22 protein-coding genes and 1 pseudogene are annotated in these 24,142 nt (G+C 72.3%); 14 read left to right on the top strand and 9 right to left on the bottom strand.

Going from position 1 to position 24,142, the window contains the following annotated elements; translation table 11 throughout:
- Positions 1-23 precede the first annotated feature (23 nt).
- Together ACZ7LT_RS08920 and ACZ7LT_RS08915 are read left to right on the top strand one after the other, a co-directional pair.
- Positions 24-815, top strand: a complete 792-nt coding sequence (locus ACZ7LT_RS08920; protein ID WP_471235303.1) for a YqjF family protein — start codon at positions 24-26, stop codon at positions 813-815.
- Between the two features lie 102 nt (positions 816-917).
- Positions 918-2,465 carry an outer membrane protein assembly factor BamB family protein gene (locus ACZ7LT_RS08915; RefSeq protein ID WP_471235302.1) on the top strand — a complete coding sequence of 516 codons (1,548 nt, stop codon included), beginning with the start codon at positions 918-920 and terminating at the stop codon, positions 2,463-2,465.
- A 1-nt stretch (position 2,466) separates the two neighbouring features.
- Here the strand turns inward: ACZ7LT_RS08915 and argS are convergent.
- A pseudogene (gene argS, locus ACZ7LT_RS08910) lies at positions 2,467-2,832 on the bottom strand (arginine--tRNA ligase domain-containing protein); the annotation flags it as partial.
- A 108-nt stretch (positions 2,833-2,940) separates the two neighbouring features.
- On the opposite strand from argS, the gene ACZ7LT_RS08905 reads away from it, so the two are divergent.
- On the top strand, positions 2,941-4,428 hold the full coding sequence (locus tag ACZ7LT_RS08905; RefSeq protein ID WP_471235301.1) for a S1 family peptidase: 1,488 nt from the start codon (positions 2,941-2,943) through the stop codon (positions 4,426-4,428).
- Positions 4,429-4,522: 94 nt separating this feature from the next.
- On the opposite strand, the gene ACZ7LT_RS08900 is transcribed toward ACZ7LT_RS08905, so the two are convergent.
- Complete coding sequence (locus ACZ7LT_RS08900; protein WP_471235300.1) at positions 4,523-5,389, bottom strand: AraC family transcriptional regulator; 867 nt, start codon at positions 5,387-5,389, stop codon at positions 4,523-4,525.
- A 25-nt stretch (positions 5,390-5,414) separates the two neighbouring features.
- On the bottom strand, positions 5,415-6,266 hold the full coding sequence (locus ACZ7LT_RS08895) for a phytanoyl-CoA dioxygenase family protein (protein ID WP_471235614.1): 852 nt from the start codon (positions 6,264-6,266) through the stop codon (positions 5,415-5,417).
- Positions 6,267-6,553: 287 nt separating this feature from the next.
- Between ACZ7LT_RS08895 and ACZ7LT_RS08890 the strand changes: the two genes are divergently transcribed.
- On the top strand, positions 6,554-6,775 hold the full coding sequence (locus tag ACZ7LT_RS08890) for a hypothetical protein (protein ID WP_471235299.1): 222 nt from the start codon (positions 6,554-6,556) through the stop codon (positions 6,773-6,775).
- Positions 6,776-6,817: 42 nt separating this feature from the next.
- On the opposite strand, the gene ACZ7LT_RS08885 is transcribed toward ACZ7LT_RS08890, so the two are convergent.
- Both ACZ7LT_RS08885 and ACZ7LT_RS08880 read right to left on the bottom strand, forming a co-directional pair.
- A complete protein-coding gene (locus ACZ7LT_RS08885) occupies positions 6,818-7,207 on the bottom strand; it encodes a VOC family protein (protein ID WP_471235298.1) in 390 nt (129 codons plus the stop codon).
- 81 nt (positions 7,208-7,288) lie between these two features.
- A complete protein-coding gene (locus tag ACZ7LT_RS08880) occupies positions 7,289-7,918 on the bottom strand; it encodes an alpha-ketoglutarate-dependent dioxygenase AlkB (protein ID WP_471235297.1) in 630 nt (209 codons plus the stop codon).
- Between the two features lie 215 nt (positions 7,919-8,133).
- On the opposite strand from ACZ7LT_RS08880, the gene istB reads away from it, so the two are divergent.
- On the top strand, positions 8,134-9,432 hold the full coding sequence (istB, locus tag ACZ7LT_RS08875) for an IS21-like element helper ATPase IstB (RefSeq protein WP_471235296.1): 1,299 nt from the start codon (positions 8,134-8,136) through the stop codon (positions 9,430-9,432).
- 76 nt (positions 9,433-9,508) lie between these two features.
- Here the strand turns inward: istB and ACZ7LT_RS08870 are convergent, their stop codons facing one another.
- On the bottom strand, positions 9,509-11,140 hold the full coding sequence (locus ACZ7LT_RS08870; RefSeq protein WP_471235295.1) for an FAD-dependent oxidoreductase: 1,632 nt from the start codon (positions 11,138-11,140) through the stop codon (positions 9,509-9,511).
- Positions 11,141-11,399: 259 nt separating this feature from the next.
- On the opposite strand from ACZ7LT_RS08870, the gene ACZ7LT_RS08865 reads away from it, so the two are divergent.
- The 7 genes from ACZ7LT_RS08865 (at position 11,400) to ACZ7LT_RS08835 (ending at position 16,712) form a co-directional block, all read left to right on the top strand.
- Complete coding sequence (locus ACZ7LT_RS08865; RefSeq protein ID WP_471235294.1) at positions 11,400-12,518, top strand: SchA/CurD-like domain-containing protein; 1,119 nt, start codon at positions 11,400-11,402, stop codon at positions 12,516-12,518.
- 71 nt (positions 12,519-12,589) lie between these two features.
- Positions 12,590-13,045, top strand: a complete 456-nt coding sequence (locus ACZ7LT_RS08860; protein WP_019891049.1) for a cupin domain-containing protein — start codon at positions 12,590-12,592, stop codon at positions 13,043-13,045.
- Entirely contained in the window at positions 13,042-14,310 is a 1,269-nt protein-coding gene (locus ACZ7LT_RS08855) for a beta-ketoacyl-[acyl-carrier-protein] synthase family protein (RefSeq protein ID WP_471235293.1), read from the top strand. Before ACZ7LT_RS08860 ends, ACZ7LT_RS08855 begins: the two co-directional genes overlap by 4 nt.
- Positions 14,307-15,566 (top strand): beta-ketoacyl synthase N-terminal-like domain-containing protein, encoded by a 1,260-nt coding sequence (locus ACZ7LT_RS08850; protein ID WP_471235292.1) that lies wholly within the window; start codon positions 14,307-14,309, stop codon positions 15,564-15,566. The genes ACZ7LT_RS08855 and ACZ7LT_RS08850 overlap by 4 nt, the downstream gene beginning before the upstream one ends.
- Before the next feature lie 38 nt (positions 15,567-15,604).
- A complete protein-coding gene (locus tag ACZ7LT_RS08845; RefSeq protein ID WP_019891052.1) occupies positions 15,605-15,862 on the top strand; it encodes an acyl carrier protein in 258 nt (85 codons plus the stop codon).
- Between the two features lies 1 nt (position 15,863).
- Positions 15,864-16,343 carry an SRPBCC family protein gene (locus ACZ7LT_RS08840; protein WP_471235291.1) on the top strand — a complete coding sequence of 160 codons (480 nt, stop codon included), beginning with the start codon at positions 15,864-15,866 and terminating at the stop codon, positions 16,341-16,343.
- A gap of 36 nt (positions 16,344-16,379) precedes the next feature.
- Positions 16,380-16,712: a TcmI family type II polyketide cyclase gene (locus ACZ7LT_RS08835; protein ID WP_471235290.1), complete on the top strand. Its 333-nt coding sequence runs from the start codon at positions 16,380-16,382 to the stop codon at positions 16,710-16,712.
- Positions 16,713-16,794: 82 nt separating this feature from the next.
- On the opposite strand, the gene ACZ7LT_RS08830 is transcribed toward ACZ7LT_RS08835, so the two are convergent.
- Positions 16,795-17,871: a methyltransferase gene (locus ACZ7LT_RS08830; protein WP_471235289.1), complete on the bottom strand. Its 1,077-nt coding sequence runs from the start codon at positions 17,869-17,871 to the stop codon at positions 16,795-16,797.
- A gap of 35 nt (positions 17,872-17,906) precedes the next feature.
- A complete protein-coding gene (locus tag ACZ7LT_RS08825) occupies positions 17,907-18,971 on the bottom strand; it encodes a right-handed parallel beta-helix repeat-containing protein (RefSeq protein ID WP_471235288.1) in 1,065 nt (354 codons plus the stop codon).
- A gap of 104 nt (positions 18,972-19,075) precedes the next feature.
- Here ACZ7LT_RS08825 and ACZ7LT_RS08820 point away from each other — a divergent pair, with 104 nt between their 5' ends.
- Together ACZ7LT_RS08820 and ACZ7LT_RS08815 are read left to right on the top strand one after the other, a co-directional pair.
- Positions 19,076-21,106: a prolyl oligopeptidase family serine peptidase gene (locus tag ACZ7LT_RS08820; protein ID WP_471235613.1), complete on the top strand. Its 2,031-nt coding sequence runs from the start codon at positions 19,076-19,078 to the stop codon at positions 21,104-21,106.
- Between the two features lie 44 nt (positions 21,107-21,150).
- Positions 21,151-22,521 (top strand): hypothetical protein, encoded by a 1,371-nt coding sequence (locus ACZ7LT_RS08815; RefSeq protein WP_471235287.1) that lies wholly within the window; start codon positions 21,151-21,153, stop codon positions 22,519-22,521.
- Between the two features lie 30 nt (positions 22,522-22,551).
- On the opposite strand, the gene ACZ7LT_RS08810 is transcribed toward ACZ7LT_RS08815, so the two are convergent.
- A complete protein-coding gene (locus ACZ7LT_RS08810; protein WP_471235286.1) occupies positions 22,552-24,096 on the bottom strand; it encodes a D-alanyl-D-alanine carboxypeptidase family protein in 1,545 nt (514 codons plus the stop codon).
- Between the last annotated feature and the right edge of the window lie 46 nt (positions 24,097-24,142).

Genomic DNA, 24,142 nt, shown 5'->3' with positions numbered 1-24,142 from the left:
ATCAGGGGTGCGACCCTGGTCGTGTGCCGCACACGCCGTCCTTCCCGGAGCCAACACCCGAGCCGGAGCCGGAGCCGGTCACCGCCGATCCGCCTGCCTCCGCCGGAAACCCCCTGCTCACCCAGTCCTGGCTCGATCTGGCCTTCCTGCACTGGGCCGTCGACCCGAGGGACGTGACGCCGCTGCTGCCCGCAGGGACCGTCCCGGACACCCTGGGCGGTGTCACCTATGTCGGTCTGGTCGCCTTCCGGATGCACCGCGTCGGATGGTTCCGGCTGCCCGGCGTCCCCTATCTCGGCAGCTTTCCCGAGACCAACGTCCGCCTGTACTCCGTGGATTCGTACGGCCGGCGCGGCGTGGTCTTCCGGTCGATGGACGCCGCACGGCTGATTCCGGTGGCGGTCGGGCGGGGCGTGTTCCGGCTGCCGTACGTCTGGTCGCGGATGGCCGTCCGCCGCGCGGGCGCCACCGTCACGTACGCCAGCAGCCGGCGACTGCCCGGCCCGAGGGGCGCCTACAGCCGGATCACGCTGCGGATCGGTGAACGCGTCGAGGACCCCACCGAGCTCGAACACTTCCTCACCGCCCGCTGGGGCATGCACGGCGCCTTCTTCGGCCGGTCGCTCTACCTCCCCAACACCCATCCGCGCTGGCCGCTGCACCGCGCCGACCTCGTCGCCTGCGAGGAGAACCTGGTGGCGGCGGCGGGGCTGCCGCCCCCGGACGGGGATCCGGTGAGCGTGCTGTACTCGCCGGGCGTCCCCGTACGGTTCGGCCGCCCCGCCAGGCGGCCCGGAGGCGTACCCACGCCGTGAACGGCCCTCCCGTTCGCGAGGGCCTCGTCGCTGCTAACCTGATCGCGAAATAGAGACTAATTCTAGAATAAGTCTATATATTTCCATCACGGGGGAGTACCGATGACACAGCCGCCCGAGCCACACCGGCCGCCGAACGCGCAGCCGTGGTACGGCCCTTCGCAGGCCCCCGCGCCGGTGGAGGAAAATCCTTACACCCTGGGCGCCCGGCGGCAACGGCCCGCGCCGCCGCCGCCGCAGGGCGGCTTCCTCCGGGGCAGACTGGCCGCCGCCATCGGAGGGTTCGTCGCCGCGCTGCTCCTCGTCGGTGCCGGCGCGGGCGTGTACGTGCTCAACGGCGGTACGGACACCCCGGCCAAGCCCGCCGCCAAGCCCGCGCCCAGCAAGGGGAGTTCCGCCAAGCCCGGCGCGTCCGCGGACACGACGAAGGGGAAGCGCCCCGACCTCGACGCGGGCCGCAAGCCGGGGGAGGCCGCGGCGTGGGCCGCGTGGAACCAGACCGATCTGCCCCGCGACAACCACCTGGTCCATGACCTCTGGTTCGTCGGCGACCTCGTCGTCCAGGCCGTGTACAAGGAGGTCGTCGCCTACAAGGTCGCCGACGGCTCCAAGGCGTGGAGCGTGCCGCTGCCCGCCAGGGTGTGCGACACCCCGGTGAACCCCACGCCCGAAGGCAAGGTCGTCCTCGCGTACGCCAACGGCAACGGCGACAGGGGCGTCAAGTGCAACCAGCTCCAGATGATCGACCTCAAGAGCGGCAAGACGGGCTGGCACAGGGTGCTCCCCGACACCCTCGGCTCCACGATCATCACCCATCTGGCGATCTCCGGAGACACCGTGCTGGCCGGTGCGGGCATGTCCACCACGGCCTTCCAGGTCACCGACGGCAGGCAGCTGTTCACCACCGGGAAGGACAACCCTGGCGCCTGCTACCCCAATGACGTCGCCGGAGGCGCGAAACTCCTCCAGATCGACTGGTGCGCGCTCTCCAGCGACCATCCGTACGGCCAGATCAAGGAACTCGACCCGCGCACCGGCAAGGTCAAGTGGCGCTACCGGCCCCAGGGCGACTGGAAGGTCAGCAAGGTCCTGTCGGTCGTACCGCTCGTCGTCACCGAGACCCTCTCCAAGAGCGTGCTCACCTGGCGGGTCGTCGCGCTCAACGACAACGGCACCCGGCGCTCCGTCCCCGACATCGCCCCGTACAAGTTCGACCACTGCGCCGGAGCCGGGGATGCGGGGGAGGGCGCCCAGAACTGCCGAGGTGCGGCGGTCGACGCGACCGGCCTCGCGCTGTCCACGGGGAACAAGCTCGCCGTCTTCGACCTCGCCAACGGCAAGCTGAGGTGGGCCGTCAAGGCGGACGGCCGCTTCACCGTCGCCCCGCTGCGGGTGGCCGGCCCCAGCGTGATCGCGTACATCGCTGCCACCCCGTCGAAGCCGGGCCTCACCGTCGAGTTCGGGCCGAAGGGCGGGAACCCGAAGAAGCTGCTCAACCACGCCACCCCCGCCCAGAAGGTGGAGTACGACATGATGGCGGGGAAGGTGGCCTACCGGGACAATCGGCTGATCATCGCCCCGTCGCTGCTGGACGGGGACGACAAGGTGGACAAGGCCCGGTTGCTGTCCTTCGCTCCCGGGCCTTCCTGAGCCGCGCGTCCACCACATACAGCAGCGTCGACGCCTTGAGGTTGCCCGTGCGGTCCCGGATCGCCGACAGGTCGGTGGCGGCGTAGCCGTATCCGCCGTCGGACTTCTGCACGATCAGGGGTACGGGGTTGCCGTCGGGGCCCTTCACGTCGTCGAAGAAGACGCAGAGCGCGCCCTCCGACCGCACGGCCACGCCTGATTCCTCCAGGAGCCGGCAGGTCTCCGCCAGCATGTCGTTGTACCCGGACTCGCCGACTCGGCACGCCCGTACGGCAGACCGTCGACACCGTCGACACCCTCGGCACCCCCGGCTACGCCTACTTCCTGCACCCCGACCGCTCCGTCGTCGAGCGCGACGCCCGCACACGGTGTCCGCCTGACCGGACCGGACCAGCCGGGCGTGAACATCCCCGGCCCCTCGCACGTACACACGGGCAGGCCCTGATGGGCGGGCCCGGATGGCGAGGGGGCTGGGATGAGGCACGCGCGACGGTCCTTGCGGCGGCTGATGCGGCTCGCGGCCGCCGGTGGGGTGGCCTGCGGCGCGCTGATGGTCACGCACGCCGTGGCGACCGAACCGCCGGGCGCGCCACCGGGGCCGGTGACGTACGCGGCCGGCCCGGTGGGCGGCGGCCAGGCGCCCGCGGTCGCGGAGGTCGTGCGGCGGCTCGGTGACGCCCGGACCGCGGGCAGTTGGACGGGGGCCGACGGCCGGCCCGTCGTCGCGGTGACCGACGCGGGTGCGGCCGCGGAGGCGCGACGGGCCGGCGCCACCGTGAAGCGCGTACGTCACAGCATGGACAGGCTCAGCGCCGCGACCGAGGCCCTCGGCGCCGAGCCGAGGGTGCCGGGCACGGCCTGGGCGGTGGACTACGCCGCCAACCAGGTCGTGGTGCGCGCCGACACCACCGTCTCCGCCGACGACTGGGCCCGCCTGTCCGGTGTGGCGGAGCGGACCGGCGGCGTCGTGCGGATGGAGCGGACCCAGGGGGCCTTCACCACCCGGGTCAACGCCGCCGCGCCCATCTTCGCGGGCGGCGGCCGGTGTTCGGCCGGGTTCAACGTCACCGACGGCCGGGACCTGTACCTCCTGACCGCCGGGCACTGCGGCCCCGCCGGGACCGCCTGGTTCCAGAACCCCGACGGCTCCCGCCTGCTCGGCACCACCGTCACCGCCGACTTCCCGGGCAGCGACTTCGCGCTCGTGCGGTACGAGCGGGGCGCGCCGCTGGGCGGCGCCGACGTCGTCACCATCGGCGGCGGGCGGGGCGTACGGATCACCGGCGCGGCCGACCCGGTCGTCGGGCAGCGGGTCTTCCGCAGCGGCAGTACGACGGGACTGCGCGACGGGCGGGTGACCGCGCTGAACGCCACCGTCAACTACCCCGACGGCACGGTCACCGGCCTGATCGAGACCACCGTCTGCGCCGAACGCGGCGACAGCGGAGGCCCGTTGTTCGCGCGAGGGCTGGCCCTCGGCCTGACCTCGGGCGGCAACGGCGACTGCACGAGCGGCGGCGTCACGTACTTCCAGCCGGCGGTGAAGACGATGCGCGCTCTCGGTGTGCGGCCGGTCGCGCTTCCCACCGAGCCCGGGCGCCAGGAGGGCGCCGGCGAGCAGGGCGGCTCCCCGGCGCCCCCGTCGTCGAATCCCCCGGCCGAGCAGCCGCCCACCGGCGGTCCGGCCACCACCGCGCCCTCACCCCAGGCGCCCACCGCGCCCGGCGCCCAGGGAGCCCCGCCCGGCGGTCCGGGAGGGGCGGCCGGGCCGGATACGGGCACGGTCACCGTCTCCGGGATCGCGGACGGCTTCGGGCCGCTCGGGGGAGTGGCGCCGGGGCTCGGTGTGATCGCGGTGAGCCTGGTGCTGTTCCTGATCAGCCGGTGGCTCAGGAACAGCCAGGGCAGGCGGGACTACCGCGACGTCTACTCGGGCCTCTGGGGACAATGGAACAGCCATTAGCAGCGTCTCGATGTGACGGAGCGCTTCGGCTGGCGCGAAAGGCCGACCCCGAAGAGCTCGCCCACACGCCTGCCCCGGGGGCATGCCGCTGTGTTCAGCCGTGCCCGGGCTCCACCGGGAGCCACAGTTCGGCGTCGGCCTCGGTCTTGTCCGGCGACAGGCGGGTGCGCAGGATCTCAGGACCGGTGCGGCTGCGGTACGGGTTCGACGGGAACCACTCGGTGAAGACGTCCCGCCACAGCTCCTGGATGGCCTGCGGTGCCGGCCCGGAGGTGGTGAAGACCGCCCAGGTGCCGGCCGGGACGGCCAACGTGGTCGTGCCCTCCGGAGCGGCCGCGGAGGTGATCACGCCGTGGTGGTAGTCGAGTTCAGTGCCCTCGGCGCGGCTGGGGTCCATGCCGTCGCAGACCGCGACGATGCCGTGCGGCTCTTGGTCCGACAGCTTCTCCAGGCGCTCCAGGGTCCGCGGGTCGATCCCACGGACAAAGTCCATGATCGCCTGGTTCGGGCCCGCGTGCACCAGCGGTACCCGCGTCTTGAGCCCGACGACGGTGAAGTCCGCCCTGTCCACGACGCGGTAGCGCATACTGCTGCTCCCTTCGATGGTGAGGCGGAAGGCCATCCGGGACTGGGAGTTGAGTGCGGCGCGGGTACGGCGGGCCTCGCCTGGTCCGATGCCGTGCATGGCACGGAACGCCCGCGCGAACGCCTCGCCGGAGCTGTAGCCATAGCGCACCGCGATCTCCAGCAGCGTCTCACGTCCCGCGAATACTTCAGCGCCCGCGAGGGTGAGCCGGCGGCGCCGGACGTACTCCGACAGCGGCATGCCCGCGAGCGCGGAGAACATCCGACGCAGGTGGTGCTCCGAGGTGGCCGCGATGCGTGCCAGCTCCTCCACGTCGACGGCCTGGTCGAGATGGCACTCGATGTGCTCCATGGCTTGGTTCAGCCGCTCCAGCACGCCCGGCCTCCTTCCTTTTCCCTCTTCACGACCGCCTTGCCGACGATAGTCGTGCAGCACGCCTACCCGGCGCTGCGGTCGAGGTGCCGTCCCCGTCCGGATCGGGAGTATCGCGTCCCAGGCCCCGGCGGATCGCGATCTCCACGGGCGAGTACGCGCCGTCGGCCCGCTCCAGTTCGTACGGCGCGGCCGGCATCAGCGGCGGCTGGGCCATGAAGCGCGGCCGCACCCCATGGTGCGGTTGCGCCGCGTGCACCAGGAACGGATGGCACAGGAAGACGTCGCCCGGGGACCCGGTGGCAAGGGCGAGTGGCCGGTGGTCGGACGCCGCCACCAGATCGGGGGCGAGGGTCAGCCCGCTCGCCCCGTCCTCCCCGTACTTCTCCAGCACCTGCGGCACGTCGAGGTGTGAGCCGACCCGGATCCGGGTCGGGGCGTCCTCCTCACCGACCTCGCTGAACAGGAACAGCATCAGCAGCGCCCGGCCCTGGGAGCGCAGATTCGTGAAGTACCAGCTCTCGCCCTCCGGCAGATAGCTCCCCTCGATGTGCCAGCCCGCGTCGTCCGGCTCCTCGTCGTGCGGGAAGCGCAGCGGGAACGTGCCCAGCGAGTAGCGCGGCTCCCAGCGTCCCGCGCCGACGAGCAGGTCGTACGCGTGCTGCAGGGACGGGGAGTTGGGTGCTGCGGCGAACGGTCCCTGCGCCATGCCGCCCACCCAGTGCACGGGCTGCGTCCACGTCGACGGGTCGTCCGGGCCGCAGCCCGTCTCCCGCCACAGCAGCCGCGCGCAGTCCGCGGCCACGCGCGGCGCGACGGCGCCCGCCAACTTCACGAAGCCGTCGCGGAGGAAACGGGATACCAAGGTCGTGTCATCCATGCCCCCATCGTGCGGCGACACCGGCCCCGACCACCCGACATTCTCCGCACCGCCTTTGTCGGGTACGAGGATGGGCGGGTGGTCCCCGGATACGCTGCCCGCTTGAGCTCGTGCCCGGAAGAGGTGGTACGCCTGGCGGATCTGGCCGCGGCCGCCGTGGCAGACCGCGCGGGCCAGGCGGTGGCGGGACTCCTGCACGGTGACCTCAACCACACCCGGGCATCCGTGTACCGCATCTGCACGCCGTCCGGATGCGGCCCCGCCGGTCCGGGCGGAAGGTGGGCGGCATGGACCAGCATCCGCCCGTGATCGTGTATCCGCCGTCCGAGACCGGCGGCCGCCGCGTGCGGGTCGACGGGGCGATCCTCGGCCTGGCGCACAGCGTCGCCGATGTCGTGGACCTGCTGGCCGGGGTGGGCCTTGAGCTCAGCCCGGACGACGTGGTCACCTCACGGCTGATCGAGTGGCGCGGCGGCGGCCCGGGCGTATGGGCCGAGTCCCCGAGCTGAGCCGAGGTCAGAGCTCTCCTCGGAGCCCCCTCGGCGCGCGGCTCAGAGCTCCCGCGCCTCCTCCGCCAGGCTGAACGAGTGCCCTGCCGGGTCGCTGTACAGCCGCTCGCCGTCGCGCCGCGTGGGTTCCCCGGCGCTCACGGGGCGTGCCCCCAGGCCCACCGCCTCGCGCTCGGCCTCGTCGAGCCCGCCCCGCGGGACGAGGATCCTCACATGGGCCTGCTGGGAGTCGTCCGGCCGCGGCCAGCTCGGCGGGGCGTAGCCGTGGTCGCGGCGGACGGCCAGGAGGACCCCGCCCCGGCCGACGACCTCGACGAGGTCGGGGTCGGGCGCCCGGCGCGCCTCGGCATGGAGCAGGGTGGCGTAGAAGTCGGCCAGCGGTTCGGGATCGGCACAGTCCAGGACAAGAACGATCGTCTTCGGCAGGCTCATCCCCTTCGGCTACCCGCGCGCCTCCGTCTCACGCCGGTACGGCGGTCGACGGTCACACCGTGCCGCGAGCCCGGCACGCGCTCAGCCCACGCCTCGCGGCCGGAACTGGATGCTGACCCGGGCGCCCACCGCCCGCGTGGACTTCGGGATCGCGTGCTCCCACGTCCGCTGGCAGGAGCCGCCCATCACCACCAGATCGCCGTGGCCGAGCGGCAGCCGCAGCGCGGCCGCGCCGCCGCCCCGCGGGCGCAGGGCGAGGTCCCGTGGGTCGCCCACGGAGAGGATGGCGACCATCGTGTCCTGGGTGGCCGAACGGCCCGTACGGTCGCCGTGCCAGGCGACGCTGTCGTGGCCGTCGCGGTAGAGGCAGAGCCCGGCGGTGGCGAACGGCTCGCCGAGCTCCTCGGCGTAGTACGCGGACAGGGCGTCGCGGGCCTCGTCGAGCACCGGATGGGGCAGCGGCTCGCCCTCCCGGTAGTAGGCGAGCAGGCGGGGTACGTCCACCTCCCGCTCGTACATCTGGCGGCGCTCGGCCCGCCAGGGCACCGTCGCGGCGAGCTCCTGGAACAGCGCGTCCGAGCCGGTCAGCCACCCGGGCAGCAGGTCCACCCACGCACCGCTGCCCAGCTCACGCCGCCGTACGCCGCGCAGCGGCCCGAGCCGCACCTCGTCGGACTGGTCGAACAGCGATCCCTGGAGATGTGCGTGCATGACCTCAGCATAACCACCGAACCGAACAAGTGAGCGAACGAAGGTGTGTGAGGTCGCGGCGCGACGTCACGGCGCGCGGCTCTCGCGCGGCGCACAAGGCGCATTTGTCCCATCCGTGACGCTGTCCCGCGCGTGGTCGTTGATCGGGTAAGTGGATCGCCTCGTCTGCCGTCACGCCACCGATGGAGAAGTCCTTGCTCGGTCATGCCATGTCCATGTCCCGAAGGCCGGACGTCCGGGGCGACGCCGCCCCCTCGCTCGGCTACGCGCTGTTCGCCACCCGCTGGCTCCAGGCGCCTCTCTACTTCGGACTGGTCGCCGCCCAGGGCGTCTACGTCTACAAGTTCTTCAACGAACTCTGGCATCTGATCCTGCATGTGATGACCGGTCAGGCCGACGAGACGCACGTCATGCTCGCGGTCCTCAAGCTCGTCGACGTCGTCATGATCGCCAACCTGCTCATCATGGTGATCGTCGGCGGCTACGAGACCTTCGTCTCCCGCATCGGCCTCCAGGGCCACCGCGACCAGCCGGAGTGGCTCTCCCACGTCAACTCCAACGTGCTCAAGGTGAAGCTCGCCACCGCGATCGTGGGGATCTCCTCGGTCCATCTGCTCCAGATGTTCGTCGACGTGGACCACACCAACCAGCACTCCCTGCTCTGGGGGACCGTGATCCACATGGCGTTCATCGCCTCGGCCGCGATCCTCGCCTACATGTCCGGCCCCATGGACATGCACGGGCACAAGGCGCACGGCATCCGGCACGCCACGCACCCCACCGGGCCCGGTGCGCCGCCCGAGCTGTCGGACTGGCTGGAGCGCGAACTGCGCGGCGGCGTCCCGGCCGAGGAGGCCCTCGTTCCCGCCCAGGCCGTCGGCGGTGTCCGGGACGCGATGAACACCGCGGGCGCCGAGAGCCGGACCCTCGCCGCGGGCTTCCCCGCCCGCAAGACCCTCGAAGAGTTCGACCGGGCCCACCAGCCGTCCCTCGACTGGGAGACCGTCGCCCGGCTCGGCAGCCTCGACTTCGTCACCACCCGCGGCAACGCCGTCCTGCTCGGCCCGCCCGGCACCGGCAAGACCCATCTCGCCATCGCCCTCGGCATCAGGGCCTGCCGGGCCGGCCACAGCGTGCAGTTCGCCACCGCCGCCACCTGGGCGGCCCGGCTCGCCGCCGCCCAGGCCGAGGGCCGGCTGACCGAGGAACTCACCGCCCTGGACCGCTACGACCTCCTCGTCGTGGACGAACTCGGCTACGTCCCCTTCGACGCGGAGGCGGCCAACCTCTTCTTCCGGCTGGTCTCCCACCGCTACGAACGCGCCTCGATCGTCGTCACCAGCGACAAGCCCATGGGCCGCTGGACCGAGGTCCTCGGCGACACCCCCGTCACCTTCGCCATGATCGACCGGCTCGCCCACCACGCCGACGTCATCACGCTCGACGGCGACAGCTACCGGCTGCGCGGACGCGGCCCCGCCCCCGTCCTCGCCTCCGCCGGCGAGAGCCGCTGAGCCCCCGGCCTGCCGGCCCGCCGCACACACCGAACCCCCCGCGCCGCACCGGCGACGCGGGGGGTTCGGCGCGAGGTCACGACCGGTCGAGCAACGTGCACAGCACCTCGTGCAAGGCCGCCTCCGGATCGGCCGGTGACACGTCCGTACGCCACGCCACGAACCCGTCGGGCCGTACGAGCACCGCGCCTTGCGGCGTCGTGCCGTGCGCCTCGGCCCAGTCGGCGCCGCCCTCGGGCGTCAGATCGGCGTCCGGGCCGGTGCCGATCGCGTACGCCTCCAGACGCACACCCATCCGCTCGGCCACCCGCCGCGCCGCCCGTCCCCAGCCGGTCCCCTCGGAGCTGAGCAGCACGAACGCGGTCTCGTACAGGTCGAGCGTGGACGCCCGCCCGGCCGGCCCGTGCAGCCACAGGTGCGGAGCCCGGGTCCCCGGATCACCCGACAGCTGCATCCGCTCCGGGACGACGGGCCGCTGCGGATCGACGCCGATCACGGCGCCGCTGTTGTAGCGGTAGCCCATGGCCACCGTGAGCACCCCGCCCTGACGCCCGCCGCCCGCCCCGGGGGCGGGCGCGTAGCCGGGGTGGCTGTGCTCCACGGACCGGGCCGCGGCCCGGGCGCTCGTCGCCCGTGCCACCGGCAGCCGCTCGGCCTCGTACGAGTCCAGGAGGCCGGGACCGGCGGCACCCGACACCACCGCGGCCAGCTTCCACGCCAGGTTGTGCGCGTCCTGGACGCCGGTGTTGGAGCCGAACGCGCCGGTGGGGGACATCTCATGGGCGGAGTCCCCGGCGAGGAAGACCCGGCCGACGCCGTACCGCGTCGCGACCCGCTGGGCGGCGTGCCACGGCGCCTTCCCGGTGATCTCGACATCGAGGTCGGGCGCGCCGACCGCCCGGCGGATGTGCTCGACACAGCGCTCGTCGGTGAAGTCCTCCATCGTCTCGCCCTGATCCGGATGCCAGGGCGCGTGCAGCACCCACTGCTCGCGGTTGTCCACGGGCAGCAGCGCGCCGTCCGCGCCCGGCTTGGTCAGGTAGCACACGATGAAGCGCCGGTCGCCGACCACGTCCGCGAGGTCGCGGGAGCGGAAGGTGATGCTCACGTTGTGGAAGAGGTCGCCGGGGCCCGACTGGTCGATGCGGAGCAGTTCCCGTACGGGGCTGCGCGGGCCGTCGGCGGCGACGAGGTAGTCCGCGTGGACGGTGCTGTGTTCACCCGTCCGGAGGTCCTTCACCAGCGCCCGCACACCGCTCTCGTCCTGGTCGAACGACAGCATCTCGGTGGAAAAGCGCAGGTCGGCGCCGAGCTCGGGGGCGACGGCCCGCAGCTGTGGCTCGATGTCGTTCTGGCTGCACAGACACCAGCCGCTCGGGCTGAAGCGCGCCAGCGTGCCGCCCGGGTCGATCTCCTTGAACAGCCACTCCTGGTCGTCGCCGGTCAGCGACCCCGCCTGCAGGATGCCGTGATTGTCCGCGAGGGCGGCGGCGGCCTCCCGGATCCGTGTCTCCATGCCGGCGGCCCGGAACACCTCCATCGTCCGTACGTTGATGCCACGGCCACGCGGATGCATCGAGGTGCCCGCGTGCTTCTCGACGAGCATGTGCCTGACGCCATGACGGCCCAGGAACAGCGAGGTGCTCAGGCCCACCAGGGAGCCACCCACGATGAGGACCGGCACCCGGTGGTCGACGTTCTCGTTCATCTGTTGCTCCAGCTCCAGCGGCCTGAGGGGAATGGCTGTTCCTTGCCCTGTGCGGGGACCGTTCGCTCGCGCATTCACCCGCTTGGTGCCCACGTCTCGCGCCACCCGCGCCGCCGGACCACGATCGGACCCGGGAGCGCCGCCCGTGAGTCGGGGCACCGTTCGCATCCGCTGCTGGGACTCCCACGCGGATTCCACCGACGACCGACGAGCCGCCAACCGAGTGCGGCGACCGTCTGGTCTCGAAGGAGTGTGAAAGATGACAACCGTGTCGGAACGGATATCGCAGTCTGCCTTCGACGGCTCCAGGCTCCGGGTCGTGCTGCTGCTGGACCTCCACGACGGCGCCCAGCAGCAGTTCCTCGAGGCCTACGAGCACATGCGCAACCAGGTCGCCTCGATCCCCGGCCACATCAGCGACCAGCTGTGCCAGTCGATCGAGAACCCCTCGCAGTGGCTCATCACCAGCGAATGGGAGAGCGCCCCGCCCTTCCTCGCCTGGGTGAACAGCGAGGAGCACGTCGAGACCGTACGGCCGCTGCACGGCTGCGTACGCGACACCCGCTCGCTGCGCTTCAGCGTCCTGCGGGAGACCGGCCGAGCCTTCTCCGGTGTTCCGCAGGCCGTCGAAGGACGCCTCCAGGCCGCGCCTCGGCAAGGTGAGGGTGTGGTCCGCCACGCCCTGACCTTCACGGTCAAGCCGGGCAGCGAGGCCGCCGTCGCCAAGCTGCTGGCCGGCTACACCGCCCCGAAGGCGCGGGTCGACGAGCACACCCGGCTGCGCCGCACCACCCTCTTCATGCACGGCAACCGCGTCGTACGGGCGGTGGAGGTGGAGGGCGACCTGCTCGCGGCGCTGCGCCACGTGGCCAGGCAGCCCGAGATCAGGGCCCTCGAAGAGGCCATCAACCCCTACCTGGAGCAGGACCGGGACCTCAGCGACCCGGACTCCGCACGGGTGTTCTTCACCCGGGCGGCCCTGCCCGCCGTCCACCACATGTCGAGCGGCAGCACCACGCAAGACCTGAGCCGGCACGCGCTGTTCTACCCCGCGAGGGAGGGCTGCGGCATGGTCCTGGCCCGCTTCCTCGCGCGGCAGGACGAGGCCGCCGCCGACGACCCGACCAGCCCCATCGACTCGAGCACCATCTTCCAGCGCGACGACGTCGTGGTACGGCTGCTCGACCTCACCGGGCCGCTGGACCGGCGCCCCGCCCTGACGCTCGGCGTCGAAGGCCCCCGCAAGGCGGCCGTCCTCGCCCGGCTCGTCGAAGGCGCCGGGGGCCGCGCCCTCACCAACGACCGGGAGATCTCGCGCTTCCTCGCGCGCTCCGACATGACCCTCATCACCGACCGACGGGCACAGGAACCGTCCTGACCGGCGCGCCCCCGCCCGCCCTGGCCGTCCGCGCCCCACGCCGTCGGCATCACGCACCTGGAGGAAGCAGCATGACCACGCACCGCCACCGCATCGTGGACCTCAGCGAGACCCAGCCCAACCGCAGGCGCGGAGGCGACCTGCGCGCCATGCTCACCCCGACCGCGGTGGGCGCCACCAGCGGTTTCATGGGCCTGGCCATCGTGCAGCCCGGCGACCGGATCGGTGAGCACTACCACCCGTACTCGGAGGAATTCGTGTACGTGGTGAGCGGCTCCCTCGAGGTGGACCTGGACGACGTCACGTATCAGATGCGGCCCGACCAGGGTCTGCTGATCCCGCTGAACGTCCGTCACCGCTTCCGCAACGTCGGCGACACCGAGGCCCGGATGGTCTTCCACCTCGGACCGCTCGCGCCGCGTCCGGAACTGGGCCATGTCGACACCGAGCAGACCGAGCCTCCCGCGGGGGCCCCGCACGGCGCCGGGCACGGCTCGCCGCCCGAACGGACTGGGGTCGTGTCGTGACCCGGCGGGTGGCGGTCACCGGCGTCGGTATCGTCGCCCCCGGAGGCGTGGGCGCCCCGGCGTTCTGGGACCTGCTCGCCAACGGCCGTACGGCGACGCGCGGCATCACCCTCTTCAACCCGGAGGGGTTCCGCTCCCGCATCGCCGCCGAGGTCGACTTCGACCCCGCGGCCCACGGCCTCGCCCCCGACCTGGTGGCCCGCTCCGACCGGTACGTGCAGTTCGCGCTGGTCGCCGCCCGGGAAGCCGTACGGGACGCCGGACTCGACCCCGAGCGGGAGGACCCCTGGCGGATCGGGGTCTCCCTGGGCACCGCGGTCGGCGGTACCACCCGCCTGGAGCACGACTACGTCGCGGTCAGCGACCACGGCGCCCGCTGGGACGTCGACCACCACAAGGCCGACCCCCACCTGCACCGGGCGTTCTCACCGAGCTCGCTCGCCTCCGCGGTGGCCGAACAGATCGGCGCCCACGGGCCGGTGCAGACCGTCTCGACCGGATGCACCTCCGGACTCGACGCCATCGGCTACGCCTTCCACTCCATAGAGGAGGGCCGGGTCGACGTCTGCATAGCCGGCGCGTCGGACTCGCCGATCTCCCCGATCACCGTGGCCTGCTTCGACGCGATCAAGGCGACCTCCCCGAACAACGACGACCCGGCCCACGCCTCACGGCCGTTCGACGCCCGGCGGGACGGATTCGTCATGGGTGAGGGCGGAGCCGTCCTCGTCCTGGAAGAGCTGGAACACGCCCGCGCCCGAGGCGCGACCGTGTACTGCGAGATCGGCGGCTACGCCACCTTCGGCAACGCCTACCACATGACGGGGCTCACCACCGAAGGCCTGGAGATGGCCAAGGCCATCGACACCGCCCTCGACCATGCCCGGATCGACGGCTCGGGCGTCGACTACGTCAACGCCCACGGCTCCGGCACCAAGCAGAACGACCGCCACGAGACCGCCGCCGTCAAACGGTCACTCGGTGAGCACGCGTACCGGGTGCCGATGAGCTCGATCAAGTCGATGGTGGGCCACTCGCTGGGCGCCATCGGCGCGATAGAGCTCGTGGCCTGCGTGCTGGCCATGGCCCACCAGGTGGTGCCGCCGACCGCCAACTACGAGACCCCGGACCCGGAGTGCGACCTGGACTACGTGCCCCGCACGGCCCGTCCGCTGAAACTGCGCACCGTCCTGTCGGTCGGCAGCGGCTTCGGCGGCTTCCAGTCCGCGGTCGTCATGACCCGACCCCAGGGGAGGACACGATGAACTCCCGGCAATCCCCGCCACCCCGGAACACGGCCGTCACCGGCATCGGTGTCGTCGCGCCCAACGGAGCGAGTACCGACGTCTTCTGGAAGTCGACCGTGGGCGGCATCAGCGTCCTCGACCGGGTCACCCGCGAGGGATGCGAGCAGCTGCCGCTGCGGGTCGCGGGAGAGGTCCGCGCCTTTGACCCGCAGGAGCTGGTCGAGGAGCGCTACCTCGTCCAGACCGACCGGTTCACGCACTTCGCGATGGCCGCGGCCGACCTGGCGATGGACGACGCCCGGCTCGGCCGCGCCGACTACGAGGACTCGCCGTTCCGGGTCGGGGTGGTCACCGCCGCCGGATCCGGCGGCGGCGAGTTCGGCCAGCGTGAGCTGCAGCAGCTGTGGGGCCGGGGCTCCCGCTTCGTCGGCCCGTACCAGTCCATCGCCTGGTTCTACGCGGCGAGCACCGGCCAGATCTCCATCCGCGCCGGACTGAAGGGACCGTGCGGTGTCGTCGCCAGCGACGAGGCCGGTGGCCTGGACGCCTTCGCCCACGCCGCCGGAGCCATCAGGCGCGGCACCGACGCCGTCCTCGTCGGTGCGGCGGAGGCACCCCTCGCGCCGTACTCGATCGTCTGCCAGCTGGGGTACGAGGACCTCAGCACCTGCGACGACCCCGAGCGGGCCTACCGCCCGTTCACCGCCGACGCCTGCGGCTTCGTACCGGCCGAGGGCGGCGCCATGCTCGTCGTCGAGGATGCGGCCGCGGCGCGCGCCCGCGGGGCCAAGGTCCGCGCGATCGTCGCCGGACACGCCGCCACCTTCACCGGGCCCTCCCGCTGGGAGGAGTCCCGCCAGGGGCTCGCCCAGGCGATCCGCGGGGCGCTGCGGGAGGCCGACTGCGCCCCGGACGAGATCGACGTGGTCTTCGCCGACGCGCTGGGTGTCCCGGCCGCCGACCGGGCCGAGGCGCTGGCCATCGCCGACGCGCTGGGCGAACACGGCCGGCGGGTTCCGGTGACGGCGCCCAAGACCGGCATCGGCCGGGCGTACTGCGGGGCGCCCGTCCTGGACACCGTCGCCGCCGTGCTGACCCTGGAGCACGGCCTGATCCCGCCCACCCCCAACGTCTTCGACGTGTGCCACGACCTCGACCTGGTCTCCGGCCAGGCCCGGCCCGCGGACGTACGCACGGCGCTGGTGCTGAGCCGCGGACTCATGGGCTCGAACGCGGCGCTGGTGCTGCGGCGGGCCACCCCCTCCTCCTCGTGACCCCATGAACCCGTGCCCCGGACAAGGAGAAGTCCCTCATGAGCACTCAACTGACCATCGAAGAACTGGCCGCCCTGATGAAGAAGGGCGCCGGAGTCACCGTCGACCCGCAGGACATGGCGAGCCGCCCCGACTCCCGCTTCGACGAGTGGGGCCTCGACTCCCTGGGGCTCCTCGGCATCGTCGGCGAACTGGAGAACCGGCACGGCGTGCCGCTGCCCGCCGACGCCGACCGCTGCAAGACCCCCCGTGAATTCCTCGACCTCGTCAACAACGCCCTCAAGACTGGAGTCTGACGTGCCCGGACACACCGAGAACGAGATCGTCATCGCCGCCCCCCTGGACCTGGTCTGGGACGTGACCAACGACCTGGAGAGCTGGCCCCGGCTGTTCAGCGAGTACGCGTCGGTCGAGATCCTGGAGCGGGACGGCGACCGGACCACCTTCCGCCTGACCATGCACCCGGACGAGAACGGCAAGGTCTGGAGCTGGGTCTCGGAACGCACCACCGACCGGGCCTCGCTCACCGTCAACGCCCGCCGCGTCGAGCCCGGACCGTTCCAGCACATGGACATCCGCTGGGAGTACGCGGAGGTTCCGGACGGCACCCGGATGCGCTGGACGCAGGACTTCGCCATGCGGCCCGACGCGCCGGTCGACGACGCCTGGATGACCGACAACATCAACCGCAACTCGAAGATCCAGATGGAGCTCATCCGGAACAAGATCGAGCAGCGGGACCCCGAGCGCCGTCCGGCCGCGGTCCGCGCCAACTGACCCGCCGGTCCGGTCCCGAGAAAGGGGATCCCCCCGATGCACCACGCTCTGATCGTCGCCCGGATGGCTCCGGAGTCGGCCCCCGACATCGCCGAGCTGTTCGCCGCCTCCGACGCCGGCGAACTGCCCCACCTGGTGGGCGTCACCCGGCGCAGCCTCTTCCAGTTCGGTGACGTCTATCTGCACCTGATCGAATCGGACCGGCCGCCCGGACCGGAGATCGCACGGCACAAGGACCACCCGGACTTCAAGGACATCAGCGCCCGGCTGTCCGCCTTCGTCAGCCCGTACGACCCGAGCACCTGGCGGGAGCCGAAGGACGCCATGGCCCGTGAGTTCTACCGCTGGCAGCGCGAGCCGGCCACCTGAGGCCGCGGGAAACGCCCCGAGCCCGGCACCGCGCCGGGCTCGGGGCGTTCGACGGTCCGCCCGCCGTAGGGTGCGCCCGGTATCACCCGGGCACGGTGCACTCGAAGGCGTGCAGATAGGCGTTGACCGGCCGGATCTCGTCGACGATCAGGCCGGCGTCCACCACATGGCTGATGATGCTCTCCCGGGTGTGCTTCGCGCCGCCGACGTTGAGCAGCAGCAGAAGGTCCATCGCCGTGGTGAACTTCATCGACGGGGTGTCGTCCACGAGGTTCTCGATGACGACGACCCTGGCGCCCGGGCGGGCCGCGGCGATCACATTCCGCAGGGTCCTGCGGGTGCTGTCGTCGTCCCACTCCAGGATGTTCTTGATGATGTACAGATCGGCGGCGACCGGGATGGACTCCCGGCAGTCGCCGGGGACGATCTCGGCCCGGCCGGCGAGCGCGCCGCCCGCCCGCAGCCGCGAATCGGCCTTCGCGACCACACCGGGGAGATCGAGCAGGGTTCCCCGCAGCCGCGGGTGCTTCTCCAGCAGGCTCGCCAGCACATGCCCCTGGCCGCCCCCGATGTCGGCGACCGCCGACACACCCGTGAGGTCGAGGAGCTCCGCCACGTCCAGCGCCGACTGGGTGCTGGAGGTGGTCATGGCCAGGTTGAACACATGCGCCGACTCGTGCGCGTCCTGGTGGAGATAGTCGAAGAACCCCTTGCCGTACAGCTCCTGGAAGACGCTGCCGCCGCTGCGTACCGCGTCGTCCAGGTGCGGCCAGGCCTGCCAGGTCCACGGCTCGGTGCACCACAGGGCGATGTACCGCAGGCTGCCCGGGTCGTCCTCGCGCAGCATCCGGGACATCTCGGTGTGCGTGAACGTGCCGTCCTCGCTCTCCGCGAAGATGCCGTAGCAGGACAGGGCGCGCAGCAGCCGCCGCAGCGGCTGCGGCTCGGCGCCGACGGCCTCCGCGAGCTCCGCCGCGGTGGCGGGGGAGTCGCCGAGCGCGTCGGCGACCCCCAGCCGGGCCGCCGCCCGCACGGCGGCGGCGCACGCCGCCCCGAAGACGAGCTCCCGCAGCCGCATGGCGGGCTGGGGCGTGAGCGGGGCGGTGTCGATGCGGATGGTCGGCGCGGAGACGGTGAGGTTGGGACTTACCGTGGTCATACGGCCTCGATTCTGCTGGTGACGGAGGCCACCGGTCAGCACATCCCCGTGGGTTCGGAGACGCCGCAGGTGTTGCCGCGGAACGTGTTGCCCGTTCCGGTGCCCCGGTTGGCCAGGTCGGCGGACTTGTTGCCCTCGAGCACGTTGTTTTCGATGCGGTTGTTGACGTTCTGGGCGCCGACGAAGCTCTGGAAGAGCACGATGCCGCCGGAGAGCGGGGAGGTGCCGACGTTGCCGCGGATGAGGTTGTTGCGGACGACGGTCTTCTCGGAGCCGGTGAGGACGATGCCGGTGCCCTGGATGACGGGCAGGCGGCTGTTGCCGGGGCAGAACTTGTTGTTCTCGAAGATGTGGTTGTTGCGGATGGTCATGGCGCCGGCCCACGGCTTGGTCTCGTCGCCGACGACGAACAAACCGCCGCAGTTGGCGCTCATGGAGTTGTTCCGCACGGTCAGGTTGCGCACCCGTCGGACGGTGACCCCGATCCGGTTGCCGGTCAGCGTGTTGTCGCGGACCACGGCGCCGTGGGTGTCGATGGCGCCGCCCTCGCGGTCGATGGTGTTGGCGATGAAGATGCCGGACTCCGCGTTGTCACGGGCGAGGTTGTTGCGGAACACGCCCCGCGTGGACCGCTCCTGGGCCAGGCCCCAGGTGCCGTTCTTCTCGGCGATCACGTCACGCACCTTGAGCCGGTCGGTGCGGGTGGCCCACAGACCGTTCTTCTTGTAGCCGCTCAGGGTCAGCGAGCGGATGCTCACCCGGTCGACCGTCTTGGCCGCGGTGCCCGTGACGCAGATGCCGTTGCCCGCCTTGGCGCAGGCGCTGTCGGCCCGCGTGGCCGCAGCCGCGGGCACGAGGACGGTGTTCTCGCCCTGCCCACGCAGCGTCAGGTTCGAGGTGGTGATCTCTACGCTCCCGCGGTGGACGCCCTCCATCAGGACGATGCGGTCGCCGGGTTTGGCGGCGTCGACCGCTGCCTGGATCGATTCGCCGGGGTGGACGGTGTGGGTGGTCGCGCCTCCGGAGGGCGCCGCGGCGCCGACTCCGGTGACCATGACCACGGCGGTGCATGCGAGGCATGTGAGCTTTTGTCGTGTCATGAGGCCGAAGTTATGGGCGATCATGCCGACTCGCCACACGGCGTGAGCGGATGGATACATACGTCGCGCAAACGGCTGCATCCCACGCCCGAAAGGCGAGCACAATCAGGGGCGTGACCGATGATCCGTTTCTGTGGCTGGAAGACGTCGAGGGCGAGGCCGCACTCGCCTGGGTGGCGGAGCGCAACGCCGAGACCGTGGGACTGCTGACCGAGGAACCCGGCTTCGCCGGACTGCGGGAGCAACTGCGGGAAGTCCTCGACGACACCGCGCGCATCCCCTACACCGTCCGCCGGGGCCCGTGCCTCTACAACTACTGGCGGGACGCCGACCACCCCAAGGGCCTCTGGCGGCGCACCACACTGGAGCAGTACCAGAAGGACGAACCCGACTGGGACGTGCTCCTCGACGTCGACGCCCTCGCCGAGGCGGAGGGCGAGGAGTGGGTGTGGGACGGGGCACGGGTGCTGTACCCGGAGTACGGACGGGCCCTGCTGAGGCTCTCGCCGGACGGATCCGACGCGGTCGTGGTCCGTGAGTTCGACCTCGACACCAGGGCGTTCGTCGAGGACGGCTTCCAGGTGCCGGAGGCGAAGACCCGCATCGGCTGGATCGACCAGGACCACGTCTGGATCGGGGCCGACCTCGGGCCCGGCTCGCTGACCACCTCCGGCTATCCCCGTACCGTACGGCGCTGGCGGCGCGGCACCCCCCTCGCCGAGGCCCAGGTCGTCTTCGAGGCGGACGCGGACGACGTCGCGGCCGGCGGCTGGCACGACCCGACACCCGGCTTCGAACGTGACTTCGTCACCCGCTCCCGGGACTTCTGGCACAACGAACTCTTCCTGCTCGGCGCCGACGACACCCTCGTGAAGATCGACGTCCCCGACGATGCCACCGCCTACGCCCACCGCCAGTGGCTGATCGTCACCCCCCGCTCGCCCTGGCTCGGCCACCCGGCCGGCTCCCTGCTCGCCTTCGACTTCGACGCCTTCCTCGCCGGGGACCGCGAAGGACGGGTGCTGTTCGCCCCGGACGAGCGGACCGCGCTGGCCGGCCACGCCTGGACCCGCCACCACCTCGTCCTGGAGACCCTGCGCGACGTCTCCACCCGGATCGAGGTCCTCACCCCCGGCCCCGACGGCTGGACCCGCGAACCGCTGGCGGACGTACCCCCGCTGGCCAGCGCGGCCATCACCGACACCGACCCCGACGTCAGCGACGAGTACTTCCTGGACGTGGACTCCTACCTCCAGCCGTCCACCCTCGTCAGGGGCGAGATCCGCGCCGGCGGCGAGACCGTCAAACAGGCCCCGGCGCACTTCGACACCGAAGGGCTGTCCGTCCGCCAGCACTTCGCCACCTCGCCCGACGGCACCCAGGTGCCCTACTTCGTCGTCGGCCCCGACCCCTCCCGCGGCCCCGGGCCGGCTCTGCTGTACGGGTACGGAGGCTTCGAGACCTCCCTCACCCCCGGCTACAACGCCCTCGTCGGCCGGGCCTGGCTCGCCCGCGGCGGCACCTACGTCGTCGCGAACATCCGCGGCGGCGGCGAATACGGCCCCGCCTGGCACCGCGCCGCCCTCGGCGCCGACCGGCACCGCGCCTTCGACGACTTCGCGGCCGTCGCCCGCGACCTGACCGCACGCGGTATCACCACCGCCGACCGGCTGGGCATCCTCGGCGGCAGCAACGGCGGCCTCCTCATGGGCGCCATGCTCACCCGCCACCCCGAACTCTTCGGCGCCGTCGTCGCCAAGGTGCCGCTGCTCGACATGCTCCGCTTCCACCGGCTGCTCGCCGGAGCCTCATGGACGGGCGAGTACGGCGACCCCGACAACGACGCCGACCGCCCCCACCTGGCGGCGTACTCGCCGTACCACAACCTCGACCCGGACCGGTCCTACCCGCCCCTCCTGCTGCTCACCTCCACCAAGGACGACCGCGTCCACCCCGGCCACGCCCGCAAGACGGCCGCCAAGATGCGCGAGATGGGCCACCAGGTCCTCTTCTACGAGAACACCGGCGGCGGTCACGCCGGAGCCAGCGACCACGAGGAGGCCGCCTTCAACCACGCCCTGGTCCATACGTTCCTCTGGCGGCACCTGCGGCCGAACGGAGGACACGACCGGTGATCTTGTAGGGTCGGGCGCTCCGGGCCGCGAAGGGGGACGACGACATGGGCGCGCCGGGGGAGATGAGCCCCAGCGAGCGGATGACGCTCAGATTCCATCTGTACTGCCTCGCCACGCTCGTTCCGTACGAGCTGCGCACCGCGGTCCTGGACGCCTGGCTCTCCGTGGACCGGGCGCTGTTCTTCGCCGGCATGAACCCGCCCACGCACGTGACCCGGTGTGTGATCGAGCGCGGCGACAGCCGGCTGCGGGCCGCGCTCGCGGCCGCGGTGGGCGGCGAGACGACCCAGCTCGACCTGGTTGCCCTCGACGACCCCGCGGTCGACGCCGCGCTCGTGAACAACCATCAGCTGTGCGAGGAACCCGAGCGGCGGCTGCGGCTGCGCGCCCCCGCCCTCGTCGCCACCGGGCGCCACCCGCACCCCGCGTTCCACCGGCGGGCCCTGCTCTCGGCCGACCCCGACCTCGCGACGGCCGCCCTGGTCGACCAGCGTGACGCCGCCGCGCCGACCACCCGGGCCACCGCGTGGGCCACCGTCCGGCGGCACGGCGGCACGGCGCGGATACGCGAGCTGGTGGCCGAGATACCCCCGCCGCTGGACCCGGTCACCGCCGACATCGCCGACGCCTGCGCCCAGCCGGCCCCGGAGCCCTACCTCGACACCGTCGAGGAGCACTGGCTCGGCACCGGCGCGCTGCTGCGGCGGCTGCGGGCGGTGGAGCGGCACGCGAGCGAGTGGCGGACCCGCCGGGCGTTCGAGGCTGTACTGAAGGAGCCGTACCGGATCCACTGGCCGCTGATCGCGGCGGCCCGGCTCGGCGGCACGCTCCCGCGCCCAGCGGCACGCCTGCTGATGCTGCGGCCGGACTGCCCGCCCGAGGTCGCGGTGGTGCTGCGGACCGGGCGGCCCGCGCGCCCCGGCCGGACCCTGCCCCCGGCCCCCGCCGCCCGGCCCGCCGCCCGCGGCGCCGCCGCGCGGAAGGCCCCGCCCTGGGTACCCGCATGGCACCCGCCGGGCGACACCGGCCCCCTCGGCGACACGGCCGAATCGGCACGGCAGACGCTCGCGGCCACATCCGTCACGTACAGCGGATCCGAGGGACCGACGGTCGAGCACCTCGCCGCGGTGATCGAACGCGGCCAGCTCCCCGCGGCCGACGTCGCGGCGCTGGTGCGCCCGGCGCGCGTCCTCACCTCCTGGGTCGGCCAGGCCTCGGGATGCGCGGACGTCTCCCGCGCCGCCTGGAGCGGACGCGCCGCGCTGCACGTCGCGACCGCCGCGCTGCTGGGCCACTGGACGGCGGGCGAGATCCGGCCCGAGCGGTGGATCGCGATGTACCCGCTGATCAGGCACTTCCCGGGGACGCTGCCCGAACTCCTCGACGCCGTGAGCCAGGCCCCGCCGGCGGACTGACGCCGTCGACGACGGGGCCTGGGGACGTGGTCAGCCGAGCCGGGTGAGCTTGTCCGCGAAGCCCGGTGCGGTCAGCTCCTCCTTCAAGGTCACCGCGACCGACTGCGCGCCGGGACCGCTGCCGACGGTGAGCCGGCCGACCTCGGTGCCCGCCCCCGCCGCGTGCGGAAGCGGCTTGCCGCCGTCGTCGAGTGTGACCGTCAGCTTCTGCCCGGGCACGCCCACGACCTGGAGGTCCCGCGCCGCCACGACCGGCGTACGACGGCCCATACGGTCGTCGACGTACCCGACGACCTGACCCTTGCGCACCGCCACCGCCGAGGTGAGCGCCTCCCGGACGGCCGCGACGACCTTCTGGGTGTTGGTCTTCACCAGAGCGAGACTCCGGAGCGCCTCGGGGTCGGGGCCCTCGGCCCGCTGGCCCATCATCATGCCGACGATCAGCGGCGTCCGCGCGCCCACGGTCTTGTACGCCGCCCACATCAGCGTGCCGCCGGCCGCCGAACTGGAGCCGGTCTTGATGCCCTTGATGCTCAGACCCGACAGCAGCAGGCTGTCGTTGTTGTTGTACAGCGGCTTCGGCAGCCCCTCGATCGGCGCGTTCGGCAGCGCCACGACCGCCCGGAACGCGTCGAACCTCATCACCGCCTCCGCCAGCTTCAGCTGGTCGACGGCCGTGCTCACGGTCTTGGCGTCGAGCCCGCTGGGGTCGGTGTAGGTGGTGTCCTTCATCCCGAGGTCCTTGGCCGCGGCGTTCATCTTCGCCACGAACGCGGTGGTGGTGTCGCTGCCGGTGTCCCAGCGGGCCAGGAGCCGGGCGATGTTGTTGCCCGAGGGGATCATCAGCATCTTGAGCATGTCCTGCTGGCTGAACGTCGTCCCGGCCTTCAGCCCCTCGATCCTGGACTCGTATGTGACCTGCCCGTCCGCCACGGCCTTGGCGTCCACCGCGATCCGCGGCCCGGCCTCGCCCTTCTTCAGCGGGTGCTCCTTGAGGATGACGTAGGCCGTCATCACCTTGGCGACACTCGCCGTCGGCACGGGCTTCTGAGCCCCGAAGCTCGCCACCTCACCGGAGCCGGGGATCAGGATGGCGCCCTGCCCGTGGTCCGGCCACGGGGCCTCGAACCGGCCGGGCAGCGTGTACGCGGCCTCGGCGCCGCCCAGCGCGGGCGCGGGCAGCGGACGCAGCGCCTGTACGCCGACGAGGACGGCGGCCAGCAGCAGGACGAGCGGCCCCCAGATCTTGACCCGCCGCACGAGGGAGCGGGCCGGGGTCTGCGGCGGCGGGGGAGTGTTGGTGAGCTGCGCCAGCAGATCGAGCGCGGGCATCGGCGACTCCCGCGTCCGCTCCGGCTCGGGCGGCGGCGCGGCCACGGACGCGGGAGCCGACGGCACGGGCTCGGGCCCCGGGTCCGGCTCGGGCTCCGGGTCCGGGTCCGGCTCGGGCTCCGGGTCCGGCTCGGGCTTCGCCTCCGGCTCGGGCTCCCGCTCCTCCCGCTTCCGGTCCCGCTCCTGTTCCTGCTCCGGCTTCGGCTCTTCGGGGGACGGGTCGTCCGCCGGTACCGCGTTCATCCTTGGGCCCTCTTAGCTGCGCCTGACATGTCGAGCACAGAGATGC

This window comes from Streptomyces sp. NPDC039465 (genome assembly GCF_055639315.1).
This window is presented reverse-complemented; position numbering and strand designations above follow the sequence as displayed.

Bases quoted from the DNA above. Each gene is read 5' to 3' on its own strand.
- ACZ7LT_RS08915 (WP_471235302.1), top strand. From the start codon at position 918: ATGACACAGCCGCCCGAGCCACACCGGCCGCCGAACGCGCAGCCGTGG.
- ACZ7LT_RS08905 (WP_471235301.1), top strand. From the start codon at position 2,941: ATGAGGCACGCGCGACGGTCCTTGCGGCGGCTGATGCGGCTCGCGGCC.
- ACZ7LT_RS08895 (WP_471235614.1), bottom strand. From the start codon at position 6,266: ATGGATGACACGACCTTGGTATCCCGTTTCCTCCGCGACGGCTTCGTG.
- ACZ7LT_RS08890 (WP_471235299.1), top strand. From the start codon at position 6,554: ATGGACCAGCATCCGCCCGTGATCGTGTATCCGCCGTCCGAGACCGGC.
- ACZ7LT_RS08885 (WP_471235298.1), bottom strand. From the start codon at position 7,207: ATGAGCCTGCCGAAGACGATCGTTCTTGTCCTGGACTGTGCCGATCCC.
- ACZ7LT_RS08880 (WP_471235297.1), bottom strand. From the start codon at position 7,918: ATGCACGCACATCTCCAGGGATCGCTGTTCGACCAGTCCGACGAGGTG.
- istB (WP_471235296.1), top strand. From the start codon at position 8,134: ATGTCCCGAAGGCCGGACGTCCGGGGCGACGCCGCCCCCTCGCTCGGC.
- ACZ7LT_RS08870 (WP_471235295.1), bottom strand. From the start codon at position 11,140: ATGAACGAGAACGTCGACCACCGGGTGCCGGTCCTCATCGTGGGTGGC.
- ACZ7LT_RS08865 (WP_471235294.1), top strand. From the start codon at position 11,400: ATGACAACCGTGTCGGAACGGATATCGCAGTCTGCCTTCGACGGCTCC.
- ACZ7LT_RS08860 (WP_019891049.1), top strand. From the start codon at position 12,590: ATGACCACGCACCGCCACCGCATCGTGGACCTCAGCGAGACCCAGCCC.
- ACZ7LT_RS08850 (WP_471235292.1), top strand. From the start codon at position 14,307: ATGAACTCCCGGCAATCCCCGCCACCCCGGAACACGGCCGTCACCGGC.
- ACZ7LT_RS08845 (WP_019891052.1), top strand. From the start codon at position 15,605: ATGAGCACTCAACTGACCATCGAAGAACTGGCCGCCCTGATGAAGAAG.
- ACZ7LT_RS08835 (WP_471235290.1), top strand. From the start codon at position 16,380: ATGCACCACGCTCTGATCGTCGCCCGGATGGCTCCGGAGTCGGCCCCC.
- ACZ7LT_RS08830 (WP_471235289.1), bottom strand. From the start codon at position 17,871: ATGACCACGGTAAGTCCCAACCTCACCGTCTCCGCGCCGACCATCCGC.
- ACZ7LT_RS08825 (WP_471235288.1), bottom strand. From the start codon at position 18,971: ATGACACGACAAAAGCTCACATGCCTCGCATGCACCGCCGTGGTCATG.
- ACZ7LT_RS08815 (WP_471235287.1), top strand. From the start codon at position 21,151: ATGGGCGCGCCGGGGGAGATGAGCCCCAGCGAGCGGATGACGCTCAGA.
- ACZ7LT_RS08810 (WP_471235286.1), bottom strand. From the start codon at position 24,096: ATGAACGCGGTACCGGCGGACGACCCGTCCCCCGAAGAGCCGAAGCCG.